General features: G+C 68.9%; 12 protein-coding genes. 6 read left to right on the top strand and 6 right to left on the bottom strand.

Annotated elements, in window-relative coordinates:
* Window positions 1-46: 46 nt before the first annotated feature.
* Window positions 47-1,543 (bottom strand): phospho-sugar mutase, encoded by a 1,497-nt coding sequence (locus tag C8K36_RS02945; protein ID WP_107982927.1) that lies wholly within the window; start codon window positions 1,541-1,543, stop codon window positions 47-49.
* Window positions 1,540-2,325 (bottom strand): purine-nucleoside phosphorylase, encoded by a 786-nt coding sequence (locus tag C8K36_RS02950; RefSeq protein ID WP_107982928.1) that lies wholly within the window; start codon window positions 2,323-2,325, stop codon window positions 1,540-1,542. The genes C8K36_RS02945 and C8K36_RS02950 overlap by 4 nt, the downstream gene beginning before the upstream one ends.
* Window positions 2,326-2,379: 54 nt before the next feature.
* Between C8K36_RS02950 and C8K36_RS02955 the strand changes: the two genes are divergently transcribed.
* From C8K36_RS02955 to C8K36_RS02965, 3 genes are all read left to right on the top strand, one after another.
* A complete protein-coding gene (locus C8K36_RS02955) occupies window positions 2,380-3,078 on the top strand; it encodes an enoyl-CoA hydratase-related protein (RefSeq protein WP_107982929.1) in 699 nt (232 codons plus the stop codon).
* Between the two features lie 63 nt (window positions 3,079-3,141).
* Window positions 3,142-4,302, top strand: a complete 1,161-nt coding sequence (locus C8K36_RS02960) for a M20 family metallopeptidase (RefSeq protein ID WP_107983716.1) — start codon at window positions 3,142-3,144, stop codon at window positions 4,300-4,302.
* Window positions 4,299-5,450 (top strand): M20 family metallopeptidase, encoded by a 1,152-nt coding sequence (locus C8K36_RS02965; RefSeq protein ID WP_107982930.1) that lies wholly within the window; start codon window positions 4,299-4,301, stop codon window positions 5,448-5,450. The genes C8K36_RS02960 and C8K36_RS02965 overlap by 4 nt, the downstream gene beginning before the upstream one ends.
* 7 nt (window positions 5,451-5,457) lie before the next feature.
* Here C8K36_RS02965 and C8K36_RS02970 read toward each other — a convergent pair whose 3' ends face one another.
* Window positions 5,458-5,928 (bottom strand): gamma-glutamylcyclotransferase, encoded by a 471-nt coding sequence (locus tag C8K36_RS02970; RefSeq protein WP_107982931.1) that lies wholly within the window; start codon window positions 5,926-5,928, stop codon window positions 5,458-5,460.
* Window positions 5,929-6,117: 189 nt separating this feature from the next.
* On the opposite strand from C8K36_RS02970, the gene C8K36_RS02975 reads away from it, so the two are divergent.
* Entirely contained in the window at window positions 6,118-7,524 is a 1,407-nt protein-coding gene (locus tag C8K36_RS02975; RefSeq protein WP_107982932.1) for an NAD(P)H-quinone dehydrogenase, read from the top strand.
* A 194-nt stretch (window positions 7,525-7,718) separates the two neighbouring features.
* Window positions 7,719-8,954, top strand: coding sequence for a PLP-dependent aminotransferase family protein (locus C8K36_RS02980; RefSeq protein ID WP_107983717.1), 1,236 nt, complete (start codon window positions 7,719-7,721; stop codon window positions 8,952-8,954).
* Here the strand turns inward: C8K36_RS02980 and glpK are convergent.
* Window positions 8,921-10,432: a glycerol kinase GlpK gene (glpK, locus tag C8K36_RS02985; protein WP_107982933.1), complete on the bottom strand. Its 1,512-nt coding sequence runs from the start codon at window positions 10,430-10,432 to the stop codon at window positions 8,921-8,923. The genes C8K36_RS02980 and glpK overlap by 34 nt on opposite strands.
* A 75-nt stretch (window positions 10,433-10,507) precedes the next feature.
* Between glpK and C8K36_RS02990 the strand changes: the two genes are divergently transcribed.
* Window positions 10,508-12,262 carry a glycerol-3-phosphate dehydrogenase/oxidase gene (locus tag C8K36_RS02990; RefSeq protein WP_107982934.1) on the top strand — a complete coding sequence of 585 codons (1,755 nt, stop codon included), beginning with the start codon at window positions 10,508-10,510 and terminating at the stop codon, window positions 12,260-12,262.
* Here the strand turns inward: C8K36_RS02990 and C8K36_RS02995 are convergent.
* Window positions 12,240-12,779: a hypothetical protein gene (locus tag C8K36_RS02995; protein ID WP_107982935.1), complete on the bottom strand. Its 540-nt coding sequence runs from the start codon at window positions 12,777-12,779 to the stop codon at window positions 12,240-12,242. The genes C8K36_RS02990 and C8K36_RS02995 overlap by 23 nt on opposite strands.
* Window positions 12,780-12,799: 20 nt before the next feature.
* Window positions 12,800-13,738, bottom strand: a complete 939-nt coding sequence (locus C8K36_RS03000; RefSeq protein ID WP_258194883.1) for an oxygenase MpaB family protein — start codon at window positions 13,736-13,738, stop codon at window positions 12,800-12,802.
* Between the last annotated feature and the right edge of the window lie 5 nt (window positions 13,739-13,743).

The raw sequence follows: 13,743 nt of genomic DNA on the forward strand, positions 1-13,743 counted from the left end.
CTGTTTCTCCGTTCCGTAGTCGCCTTCGGGTGGGAGTTCTCGACCTTCAGGATGTGCCGGGTCGATCGCCTGCCGCAAGTCGGGTTCGGACCACGTCGACGCGGGCCCGCGCGACGGCCCGTGCCGACGCGAGTTCCGTCGCCGACGGCACCGGTTCGATCACCTCGAAGTAGGCCTTGAGCTTCGGTTCGGTGCCCGACGGCCGGACCGTGATGTGGAGCCCGGGTCCGGAGAGGGTCACGGCATCGGTCCGAAGAGGTCCCGGGGCGGCGAGATCGGTTGCCTCGACGTCGATTCCGGCGATGGCGGTCGGCGGGTGGGCACGCAGACAGTCCATCACACGACCGATCTCGTCGAGGTTCTCGAAACGGCGCGACACCTGACCGGTGACGTGGAGACCGAACTCGACTGCGAGGGCGTCGAGCACGTCGAGCACGGTGCGTCCGTCCGCCGCGAGGTCGGCGACGAGGTCGGCGATCAGCACCGCCGCCGAGATGCCGTCCTTGTCCCGCACGACGTCCGGGTCCACGCAGTGCCCGACCGCCTCCTCGTACGCGTAGACCAGGCCGTCCCCGGCGCGGACCAGCCACTTGAACCCGGTGAGGGTTCGGGTGGAGCGGAGACCGCGGGCGTCGGCGATCTTCCCGAGCAGCGTCGACGACACGATCGTGGTGGCGACGAGCGCGTCCCCGGTCGCGTGCGCGAGGATCCGGTCACCGAGGAGGGCGCCCGTCTCGTCGCCCGTGAGCATCCGCCAGCCGTCGGGGCCGGGAATTCCGACGGCGCAGCGGTCGGCGTCGGGGTCGAGCGCGATTGCGACGTCGGCACTCACCTCGGCGGCCAGCGCCAGCAGGGCGTCGGTGGCGCCGGGTTCTTCCGGATTGGGGAAGGCGACGGTGGGGAAGTCGGGGTCCGGCGTGAACTGGGACGCGACGACGTGGACGTCGGTGAATCCGGCCGCTGCGAGCGCGGCGACGGCGGTCGCGCCGCCCACTCCGTGCAGTGGTGTCAGCGCGATCCGGACGTCGCGCCGATTGCCGAACGGCAGCGTCGCGACGCGGGCGAGGTACTCGTCGACGAGCGTGTCGTCAGCCGGGGCGATCGCGGCGCGCCGAATCTGCGCCACCCGGTCGGTCGCGTCCTCGATTTCTCGGTCGGCCGGCGCGGCCAGCGGAGTCCCGCCGTGCACGTACACCTTGTAGCCGTTGTCGGCGGGCGGATTGTGCGACGCGGTGATCTGGACGCCGGCGACCGCGCCGAGTCGGCGCACCGCGAACGCGACGAGGGGAGTGGGCAGCGGGCGCGGCAGCAGCACGACCTCGAAGCCCTCGGCGGCGAGCACTTCGGCCGCGGCGACCGCGAACTCCTCCGACCCGTGGCGGGCGTCGCGGCCGACGACCACGACACCACCGGCGAGACACCGATCGCGCAGCCACTGCGCGAGACCCGCTGTCGTGCGTTCGACGACGCCCACGTTGATGTACCCGGGTCCGTCCCCCACCGGGGCGCGCAGGCCGGCGGTGCCGAAGCGGAGAGCGGTCACAGGCGGGCCAGCAGTTCTCGGAGCAGTTCGCCCATGCGCGTCGCCGAGGCCTGACCGGCGGCCAGCACCTCGGCGTGGTCGAGAGGTTCGCCGGTGATGCCGGCGGCGAGGTTGGTGACCAGGGAGACCCCGAGGACCTCGGCGCCCAGTGCCCGCGCCGCGATGGTCTCGTGGACGGTCGACATGCCGACGAGGTCGGCGCCGATCGTGCGCAGCATGCGGATCTCCGCGGGTGTCTCGTAGTGCGGGCCGGGCAGTCCCGCGTACACGCCCTCGGTCAGCGACGGATCGATCTCGCGAACCAGCGCGCGCAGGCGCGGACTGTAGGCGTCGACGAGGTCGACGAACTGTGCGCCCACGAGCGGGGATCGCGCGGTGAGATTGAGGTGATCGCTGATCAGGACGGGTTGCCCGACGCCCATACCCACGCGGATCCCGCCCGCCGCATTGGTGAGGATGACGGTTTCGGCTCCTGCCGCAATGGCGGTGCGCACCGGGTGCACTACACGGGCGAGGTCGTGGCCCTCGTAGGCGTGCGCGCGGCCCAGTAGGACCAGGACCGGTGTCGCGCCGACGCGCACGGACAGCACGGTTCCGGCGTGGCCGGACGCGGACGGTGTGGCGAACCCGGGCAGGTCGGCCATCGGGACGGTCGTCGTGGGTTCGCCGAGCGCGTCGGCGGCGGCCTGCCAACCCGATCCGAGGACGACGGCGGCGTGGTGCTTCGCTATCCCGGTGCGGTCGGCGAGGACGTCCGCGGCCTGCTGCTCGAGTGTGCCCATGAAGGGACACAGTAGTGGCGGCACGCGATATTACTCGCGGGTAGTATCGCGCCCATGCCATACCTGAATCGCCAAGGCGACGTCTTCGTCCTGTACCTCGGCAACGAAGGGGAGACGGACAACGAGAACCGATTCCACCCCGACTGGATCGACGCCACGCACGCGTTGCTGGACGAGGTGGAGGCGCACGAGGGGCCCGCCGCCCTGGTCACGACAGCGACCGGCAAGTTCTACACCAACGGCCTCGACACCGACTGGATCTTCGGCAACCTGGACAAGCTGCCGGGATACCTGGATCGTGTGCACACGATCTTCTCGCGACTGCTGACCTTCCCGATGGCGACCATTGCGGCGGTACAGGGACACGCATTCGGAGCCGGCGCAATGCTCGCCGTCTCGCAGGATTTCCGGGTCATGCGCAGCGACCGTGGCTACTACTGCCTGCCCGAGGTCAACCTGAGCATGCCGTTCACGGTGGGTATGTCAGCACTGCTGACCTCTCGCCTGGTGCGGCAGACGGCGGTCGAGGCGATGACGACGGGACGACGCTACGGCGGCGCGGACGCGCTCGCGGCAGGAATCGTCGACGACGCGGTCGAGGGCGATCTGGTGCTCGACGCCGCTGTGGCCCGGGCATCGGCCCTCGTCTCGACGCGCGGAGCGAACCTCTCCGGCATCAAGCGGGGAATCCACCGCGACGTGCTCGAGGCGCTCGACACGAAGACCGACGAGAGCAACTTCAAGTTCGGTTGACGGGCCGGATCCGGCGGAAATGAGAGACTGGGACCTGTGAGATCAGGATCCCCGTCGGCCGCCCTGTCCGCCTCGGTGTCGGACACCGTACTGGCGGCGCGATCCGACCTGGTCGGGTTGTCCCATTCCCTCCACGCCGAACCCGAACTCGCCTTCGAAGAGCATCGCAGCGCCGCCAAGGTCGCCGAGGTGTTGCGAGACTGCGGCTTCGAGGTGCGCACGGGCATCGCGAACTTACCCACCGCGTTCGATGCGACCTTCGGCAGCGGTGAACTGGTGGTCGGGATCCTCGCCGAGTACGACGCGTTGCCCGAGATCGGTCATGCTTGCGGGCACAACATCATTGCGGCGTCCGCAGTGGGAGCGGGCCTCGCGCTGGCACCGCTCGCGGACGCGCTCGGGATCACCGTCCGGGTCATCGGGACACCTGCCGAAGAGACCGGCGGTGGCAAAGTGCTGATGCTCGAGCGCGGCGTGTTCGACGACGTGGCGGCGGCACTGATGGTGCACCCCGGCCCCTTCGACATCGTGGGGGCGACGTCGCTCGCACTTGCCGACCTCGCGATCACCTTCACTGGACGCGAGGCGCATGCTTCGGCCGCACCGGAATTCGGACGCAACGCCGCCGACGCCATCACCGTCGCACAGGTGGGGCTCGCGCTGCTCCGCCAGCACCTCGTGCCGGGTCAGCAGTTGCACGGCATCGTCAGCGACGGCGGTGCCGCGCCCAACATCGTGCCGGCACACGCCGAGATGCTGTACTACCTGCGCGCACGGACCGCAGAGTCCCTGGGTGAACTGACCACTCGCGCCGAGGCGTGCTTCGCGGCCGGGGCTCTCGCGACCGGGTGCACGCACCAGATCCGCACCGTCTCTCCGCCGTACACCGAGTTGCGGCCCGACTCCTGGCTGTCCGGCGCGTACCGCGACGAGATCGTCGATCTCGGCCGCACCCCGTTGCCCACGGAACTGGAAGCCTCTCGTCCGCTGGGCAGTACGGACATGGGCAACGTCACGCACGTGCTTCCGGGGATCCATCCGGTCGTCGGGCTCGATTCCGGTGGTGCGGTGACGCATCAGCCGGAGTTCGCCGCGGCCTGTATCACCGAGTCGGCCGACCGTGCAGTACTCGACGGTGCGATCGCTCTGGCACGCACGACGGTTCGCGCCGCGCTCGACGACGATCAGCGGGCTCGGTTGATCGAGGGGGTGGAACGCCGGTGAACGACGACATCGAGAAGTGGCTCGCCGCACACACGATGGATCTGTCGCGGTGGCGTCGGCATTTCCACGCCAACCCGGAGTTGGCCCGGCAGGAGTTCGCGACCACCACGTTCGTCGCCCGCCAACTGTCGGCGGCCGGCATGTCCCCGCTGCTGCTGCCCGGCGGCACGGGCGTCATCTGTGACGTCGGGCCGGGCGGGATGCGGATCGGTCTGCGCGGCGACATGGATGCGTTGCCGATCCAGGAGGCGACGGGCGCGCCCTACTCGTCGACGGTGCCCGGCGTGGCGCACGCGTGCGGGCACGACGCGCACACCGCCATCCTGCTCGGGACCGCGCTGGCGTTGAACTCGTTGCCGCAGTTGCCGATCGGTGTGCGGTTCATCTTCCAGCCAGCCGAGGAAGTCATGCCGGGCGGTGCGATCGACGTCGTGGCGGCCGGCGGGATGCAGGGCGTTTCGCGGATTTTCGCGCTGCACTGCGACCCGCGACTGGAGGCGGGCAAGGTGGGGGTGCGGGTCGGCGCGATCACATCGGCGGCCGACACCGTCGAACTCGTCCTCGACTCGCCGGGCGGTCATACATCGCGTCCGCATCTGACAACCGATCTGGTGTACGCGATCGGCACCGTCATCACCGGGCTTCCCGGCATGCTGAGCCGTCGCATCGACCCGCGCAGCGGCACCGTGATGGTGTGGGGCGCGGTGAGTGCGGGGCAGGCGCCCAACGCGATCCCACGCAGCGGCGTCCTCACCGGAACGGTCCGCACCGGCGACCACGACACGTGGGCGCTGCTCGAGCCGACCGTCCGGGAGATCGTGCACGGACTGCTCGCGCCCACCGGCGTGCGCTACGAACTCAACTACCGCCGAGGTGTGCCCCCGGTCGTCAACGACGAGATCTCGGCACGGATGTTCGAGGACGCGGTGCGGGCGATCGGGCCGGACGCGCTGGCCGACACCCCGCAATCAGGCGGCGGCGAGGACTTCTCCTGGTATCTCGAGGAGGCGCCGGGTGCGATGGCCCGGCTCGGGGTGTGGTCCGGGCACGGCCCGCAATTGGACATCCACCAGCCGACGTTCGACCTGGACGAGCGCGCACTGGTCACGGGCGTCCAGGTATTGACGAATCTGGTGCTGCAGTCCTGAGCGCCGGCTACGTCGTGCCGGGGCCCACGTTGCGGCTGTTGCGGGTGCGCAGGTTCCGGACGTAGTCGGACGGGGCACCCGCGATCTCCGCGGCCTCGGCCATCACACCGAGATAGCGGGCGGACGGCAGACCGCCCTCGTAGGCGTCCAGCACGTACAGCCAGGCCAGGACGGCGCCGTCGGCGGTGTCGACGCGGAGCCGAATCTTGCGGTGGATGCCCAGCTCGGAGCCCTCCCAGCGGTCCAGCCGCTCCGCGTCCTCGGTGGGCACGTCGTAGAGGACGACGAACACTGCGGCGTCCGGATCGTCCTGATCCTCGACGACGGTCGCGAGCGCGCCTTCCCAACCGATGTCGCCGCCGCTGAACGTCAACCGCCAGCCCCGGAGCCACCCGGTGCCTGCCATCGGCGAATGCGGGCAGCGTTCGAGCATTTGTTCCGGGTGCATGTTGGACCCGTAGGCGGCATAGATCGGCACGGCGGCAAGCCTAATCCGTCTGCTCGGAACTCGGGAAGCGGGAGAACCGTCCGGCGCAGGATCCGCCGTGTCCGGCGCTCGGCCGGGCCCCTGTAGGGCCCCATTGCCTGCGTGTTCCCGGTCACTGGAATAGCGTTGTACGCGGGCCTGGCTGGAGATCCTGGCCATCTCGGCAAGCTTGGAGGACGAATGACCCGGATCGTGATCGTCGGTGGCGGACCTGCCGGATACGAGGCGGCACTGGTGGCAGCCCAGCACGGCGCCTCGGTGTCCTTGATCGATTCGGACGGCATCGGCGGCGCATGTGTGCTGTTCGACTGTGTGCCCTCGAAGACTTTCATCGCGTCGACCGGCATCCGCACCGACATGCGCCGCGCCACCGACCTCGGCATTTCCCTCGATCCTGCGAGCGCGACGATCTCGCTCCCGCAGATCAACTCCCGCGTCAAGAATCTCGCGCAGGTCCAGTCCTCCGACATCCGCGCCCGCCTCCAGAGCGTCGGCGTGCAGTTGCTCTCCGGCAAGGCCGAGCTGATCGACCGCCAGATCGGCATGGCCGCGCACCAGGTCCGTGCGACGCTCAGCACCGGTGAGGAGAAGGTTCTCGACGCCGACGTCGTCCTGATCGCGACCGGTGCCAGTCCGCGCGTGCTGCCCGGTGCCGTGCCGGACGGCGAGCGAATCCTCACGTGGCGCCACCTGTACGACCTCGACGAGTTGCCGTCGCACCTGGTGGTCGTCGGCTCCGGTGTCACGGGTGCCGAGTTCGTGTCCGCGTACACCGAGATGGGCGTCAAGGTCACGCTCGTGTCGAGCCGCGACCGCGTCATGCCGCACGAGGACGCCGACGCCGCGCTGGTTCTCGAGGACGTTCTGAGCGAGCGGGGTGTGACGCTCGTCAAGCACGCACGGGCCGACGCCGTCGAGCGGACGGAGGACGGCGGGGTCGTCGTCAAGCTGTCGGACGGTCGCACCGTGCACGGCAGCCACGCGCTCATGGCGGTCGGTTCCACCCCCAACACCGACGGTCTCGGACTCGAGAAGGTCGGCATCGAACTCGACAACGGTGGCTATCTGCGGGTCGACCGCGTCTCGCGGACCACGGTGTCGGGTGTCTACGCCGCCGGTGACTGCACCGGCCTGCTGCCGCTCGCGTCGGTCGCCGCGATGCAGGGCCGCATCGCGATGTACCACGCGCTCGGCGAGGGCGTGAGCCCGATCAAGCTCAAGACGGTGGCCTCGGCCGTCTTCACGCGTCCCGAGATCGCCAACGTCGGCGTGAGCCAGGCGGCCATCGACAACGGCGAGGTCCCCGCTCGCACCGTCATGCTGCCGCTCAACACCAACCCGCGCGCCAAGATGTCCGGCCTGCGCCGCGGCTTCGTGAAGATCTTCTGCCGTCCGGCCACCGGTGTCGTCATCGGCGGCGTCGTGGTCGCGGCGAGCGCGTCGGAGCTGATCCTGCCCATCGCGATCGCGGTCCAGAACAACCTCACCGTGAACGACCTGGCGCAGACCTTCTCGGTGTACCCGTCGCTGTCGGGCTCGATCACCGAGGCGTCGCGTCAGCTGATGCGCCACGACGACCTGGACTGATCCGGTTCGATCCTGACATCTGAGACGCAATTTCCATATGGTGGACCGACTGTGAAATGATGCGAGGGGCCGAGAACCATCGGCCCCTCGCATCGCTCTCCGCCCCGTCGACCCGGGACGATCTGGGTGTTCCTGCCTTCGTCCTCACGCTGTCGCCCAGCGACGGCGCACCCGTCGACCGCGGAGTTGATTCCATGGCGTTCGATACGTCCCCCTCGTTGTCGTCGCGGATGTCCGAGCTGCGTAGCTCGGCCATCCGCGACCTGCTGACCCTCACCGCCCGACCCGAGGTGATCAGCCTCGCTGGTGGCCTTCCGGCCACCGAACTCGTTCCGCGCGAACGAATTGCCGACGCCGCGCAGCGCGCGCTCGCCGATCCGCGCTCCGTCCAGTACGGCGAGACGTCCGGCTGGGCCCCGTTGCGCGTGGCCGTCGCCGCCCGGGAGAGCAGCAAGATCGGCCGACGCGTCGATCCGTCCGAAGTGGTGATCACCCACGGCTCGCAGCAGGCGCTGAGCTTGCTGGCGCAGGTGCTGCTCGACCCGGGCGACACCGTGGTGGTCGAGGAACCCGGCTACACCGGTGCGCTGCAGGTGTTCCGCATCGCGCAGGCGGCGCTGGTGCCCGTCGCGCTCGATGCGGACGGCATGGACACCGCTGCCCTCGAGCGGGCGCTGCGAGAAGGATTGCGACCGAAAGTCGTTCACACCGTCAGTAACTTCCACAACCCGCGCGGCGTCGTGCTGTCCGCGGAGCGTCGGGCTCACCTGGCCCTGCTCGCCGACCGGTACGGCTTCTGGATCATCGAGGACGATCCATACGGCGAGTTGTGGTTCGACGCGCCTGCGCCGGCGCCGATCGCGACACACTCCGACCGGGTGATCCGGCTGTCCAGCGGGTCGAAGACTCTCGCGCCGGCCCTGCGGATCGGCTGGCTGCACGGCGACCGTCGCGTGTGCGAGGCCGTCGAGCTACTCAAGCAGGGTGCGGACCTGTGCGGGTCGTCACTGACCCAGCAGATCGCGGCCGAACTGCTCGGCGACGACGCCTGGCTCGACAGGCATCTCGCCAAGGTGCGGGCGGCGTGCGCGGGGCGCGCGCGTGCCCTCGTCGAGTCGCTGGAAGGGGCGTTCGGCGACCGGGTCTCGCACGCCACGGTGCACGGCGGCATGTTCTGCTGGATCGAGTTCACCGACGGCACCGACACCGCCCGCCTCCTCGACACCGCCGTCGAACGCGGTGTCGCGTTCGTGCCCGGTGCTGCGTTCGGCGTCGCCAGCGCCCACCCGCATGCGGCCCGGTTGTGCTTCGCGACCTACGACGAGACGGTCCTGGCCGAGGGCGTCGAGCGCCTGCGGGCGGCCCACGAGACGTTCACGCTCGCGGGACGGCCGGATTACGACGGCTTGTCCTCCGTGGTCCAGTCGTAGGTGCGTTCGACGGCCTTGTTCCACCCGGTGTAGAGGCGCTCGCGCTCGGCGTCGTCCATCTGCGGTTCCCAGGTCTTGTCCGCGGCCCAGTTGTCGCGGATCTCGTCCTCGCTCTTCCAGAAACCGACCGCGAGACCCGCCGCGTATGCGGCACCGAGAGCGGTGGTTTCGTTCACCACCGGACGGGTGACCGGTACGCCGAGGATGTCGGATTGGAACTGCATGAGCGTCTCGTTGACGACCATCCCGCCGTCGACCTTCAGTGAAGTCAGTTCGACGCCGGAGTCGGCGCGCATCGCCTCGATGACCTCGCGGGTCTGGTACGCGGTGGCTTCGAGCGCGGCGCGGGCGAGGTGTCCCTTGTTGACGAACCGGGTGAGCCCGGCGATGACGCCGCGCGCGTCGGGGCGCCACCGCGGTGCGAACAGTCCCGAGAACGCCGGCACGAAGTACGCGCCGCCGTTGTCGTCGACCGTCTGTGCGAGCGGCTCGATATCCTTGGCGGACTTGATGATCCCCAGGTTGTCGCGCAGCCACTGCACCAGCGATCCGGTGACGGCGACCGAACCCTCGAGTGCATAGACCGCGGGCTTGTCGCCGAGCTTGTAACAGACTGTGGTGAGCAGTCCGTGCTCGCTGTGGACCTTCTCGGCGCCGGTGTTGAGCAGCAGAAAGTTCCCGGTGCCGTACGTGTTCTTGGCCTCGCCCTCCGACAGGCACGCCTGCCCGAACGTCGCGGCCTGCTGATCGCCGAGGATCCCCGCGATCGGGATGCCCGCCGAGATCCCGGGCAGCGCCAAGTCGCCGTACACCTCGGACGAACTGCGGATCTCGGGCAGCATCGAGACGGGGATGCCCATCGCCTCGCAGATGTCGTGGTCCCAGTCGAGCGTCTCGAGATCCATCAGCAGGGTGCGGGACGCGTTGGTGACGTCGGTGATGTGCAGACCGCCGGTGAGATTCCAGATGACCCAGGAGTCGATGGTGCCGAAGCACAGTTCGCCGGCCTCCGCGCGTTCGCGGGCCCCGTCCACGTTGTCGAGTATCCAGCGCACCTTCGGGCCCGAGAAGTAGGTCGAGAGGGGCAGCCCGGTGGTCTCGCGGAAGCGCCCTCGGCCCTCGTCGCCGGCCAGTTCGTCGCACAGCTGGTCGGTACGGGTGTCCTGCCAGACGATCGCGTTGTAGACGGGTTTGCCGGTCTCGCGATCCCACACCACCGTGGTCTCGCGCTGGTTGGTGATGCCCACCGCGGCGATGTCCTTGGCCATGAGATCGGTCTTGGCGAGAACCGACCCGACCATCTCGCGCGTGTTGTTCCAGATCTCCTCGGGGTCGTGTTCCACCCAGCCCGGTTCCGGGAAGATCTGGTCGTGTTCCTTCTGCGCGACGCCGACAACCCGACCGTCGTGATCGAAGATCATGCAGCGACTCGAGGTGGTTCCCTGGTCGATCGCGGCGATGTACTGGGTCACGGTCATCCTCGTCTCTCGGGCAGTCTGGCCACGAAGCTACTAGCCTGAGACCAGATTCGCCGACAACCACGGGAGACCGAGTTGGACAAGCAGCCTGGTGTGCAATTCCTGGGTCCGCAGCAGCGGGAACAGGCCTGGGAGCAGTTGGGGACCGAGCAGTTCGACGTGGTGGTGATCGGTGGCGGCGTCGTCGGTGTGGGCGCGGCCCTCGATGCGGCGACGCGCGGGCTCAAGGTCGCCCTCGTCGAGGCGCGGGATTTCGCGTCGGGCACGTCGTCCCGCTCGTCGAAGATGTTCCACGGTGGCCTGCGCTACCTCGAACAGCTCGAGTTCGGTCTCGTGGCCGAGGCGCTGCACGAGCGCGAGCTGTCGATGTCGACGCTCGCACCGCACCTCGTCAAGCCGCTGAAGTTCCTCTTCCCGCTGACGCATCGCGGGTGGGAGCGACCGTACATGGCGGCCGGGTTCCTCCTGTACGACCGGATGGGCGGCGCGAAGTCCGTTCCCGCACAGAAGCATCTGACACGGGCCGGGGCGCTGCGGATGGCGCCCGGACTCAAGCGCAACGCCTTGATCGGCGGAATCCGCTACTTCGACACCGTCGTCGACGACGCCCGCCACACGATGACGGTCGCGCGGACCGCGGCGCACTACGGCGCGGTGGTCCGGACGTCCACCCAGGTGGTGGGTTTCCTGCGCGAGGCCGATCGGGTGTCCGGTGTGCGGGTCCGGGATTCGGAGAGCGGCGCGACCACGGAGGTCAAGGGCCACGTCGTCATCAACGCGACGGGCGTGTGGACCGACGAGATCCAGGCGCTCTCACACCAGCGAGGCAGGTTCCGGGTGCGGGCGTCCAAGGGCGTGCACATCGTGGTTCCGCGCGATCGCATCGTGAGCGACTCCGCGATCATCCTGCGTACGGAGAAGTCCGTCCTGTTCGTCATCCCGTGGGGCAACCACTGGATCATCGGCACCACGGACACCGACTGGAATCTCGACCTCGCGCACCCCGCGGCGACCGAGGCCGATATCGACTACATCCTCGGTCACATCAACAAAGCGCTGGTCACGCCGATCACCCACGACGACATCGACGGCGTCTACGCCGGCCTGCGTCCGCTGCTGGCGGGGGAGAGCGACGAGACGTCCAAGCTGTCGCGAGAGCACGCCGTGGCACGGGTGGCTCCGGGCCTGATCGCCATTGCCGGCGGCAAGTACACGACATACCGCGTGATGGGCAAGGACGCCGTCGACCTGGCGGCGGAGGACCTCCCGGCCGCGGTGGCATCTTCCATCACGGAGAAGGTGCCGCTGGTCGGCGCGGACGGCTACTTCGCGCTGGTGAACCAGGCCGTCCACCTCGGGCAGTTGTACGGGCTGCACCCGTACCGGATCAAGCATCTGCTGGGCCGCTACGGCTCGCTGATCGACGAGGTTCTCGCGCCGGGCAAGGAGTCGCCCGAACTGCTGCAGCCGATCACCGACGCGCCCGACTACCTGCAGGCGGAGGCCGTGTACGCGGCCGCGGCGGAGGGTGCTCTGCATCTCGAGGACATCCTCGCCCGCCGTACCCGCATCTCGATCGAGTACTCGCATCGCGGCGTGAACTGCGCCGAGCAGGTGGCCAGACTGGTCGCGCCGATCCTGGGCTGGGACGACGCCGCGATCGACCGCGAGGTCGAGACGTATCGGGCGCGGGTCGATGCCGAGGTGCTCTCGCAGGCACAGCCGGACGACCTGTCCGCCGACGCTCTGCGTGCCGCGGCACCCGAGGCGCGGGCGGAGATTCTCGAACCGGTGCCCGGCACCGTGCCTAATGGGTCAGTACGACCTTGAGAACGACGATCGCCGTGGCCACGACAGCCAGCGCCGCCGCCGCGACCAAGGTGTAGCCGGACGGGCGTTCGCCGCGCAGACGGGTGATGACGAAGACCATCGATGCGATACGCACCAGGATCGCGACCTCGGCGATCACCTGTGCAGTGAACGGTTCGAGCCAGCCGAAGTACGCGGTACCCAGCACGACGATCGGTACCACCGCCGAACTGAGCACGGGTACCGAGTCTCGTAGCTCGGCGAAACGTTCGGCGGGGGTCAGCTGGCGCCCGGAGCGGACCGACTTGCCGACACCCTCCGCGAAGGCGTGCGCGATGAAGGTCGAGATCGCGGTGCCGGCGACGACGGCGATCGTGCGGGAATCGCTGCGCGAGATGGTTTCCGGAATCAGCGCAGCGAGGATCAGGATGTTGCCGTAGACGTATGCGCTGATCCGGCTCGCGGCGTTGTCCTTGTCCAGCGGTTCGGACCGGCTGAGCAGCGGGCGATGCAAGATGGTGCGCAGGTCCGATTCCATGCTCCCGAGCGTGTCACACCTCAGCTCACCGGCGGGACGTAGTGGCTCGGATCGTCGCGGTGAGCGAGCGGTGGCAGATTCCTCGCCGGGGTGTGGATCAGCGGCGTGTCGACGGGACTGCGACCGCTCACCCGGTCGACGCCGCCGCGCGCCCGCGGATGTTTGCGCCGGCGCTCCGGGACGAGGCGGAAGACTGTGTTCACGAGGCGTCCGATGCGTCGGTGCACGAACGCGCCGACGGGGCCCCAGCGGTAGCCGAGCAGATCGCGCACGGGCGGGTCGTACATCCCGACCGTGAGCCACACGAACCCCTTCGACACCGGGACGCGGGCGAGGCGCCACAGGGGTTCGGGCACCCACAGCAGGAACGGCGGCCGGCCGATGTCGGACAGGTCCAGTACGTCACGCGTCGCCTTGTTGTCCTCGAGGACGTTGCGGCACATGTGGTCCCAGTACCGCTGGAAGTCTTCCCACGTCTGCGGGACGGGACGCATGCTCATCCCGTAGAGCCGGTACCACTGGATGTGTTCGGTGAACAGTTGCCGTTTCTGGTCCTCGGTGATGCCGCCCATGAAGTTGTCAGCAGTGAGGATCGTGCCCATGAAGAACGTCGCGTGTGCCCAGTAGAACGTGTCCGGATCGAGTGCGTGGTACCGCCGGCCCTGCGCGTCGACGCCCTTGATGTCCCGGTGATAGTCGCGGACCTCTTCGGCCGTCATCCGGGCACGATCGCCGTCGAACACGACACCGCCGATGGGATACAGCGAACGGAAGAGGCGCTCCCACCGTTCCTCGAAGAACCGGGAATGCTGTTCGACGCCGGCGCCGAGTCCGGGGTGCATGTTCTGCATCGACCCGGCCCACAGCCCCTGCAACATGCCGCGCCAGTCACCGAAGTAGCGCCACGTCAGTGAGTCCGGACCCAGGGGGACCGGTGTCGGAGCCTCCGTTCGTGCCACGAATT

The sequence above is a fragment of the Rhodococcus sp. OK519 genome (genome assembly GCF_003051005.1).
Lineage (GTDB): Bacteria > Actinomycetota > Actinomycetes > Mycobacteriales > Mycobacteriaceae > Prescottella.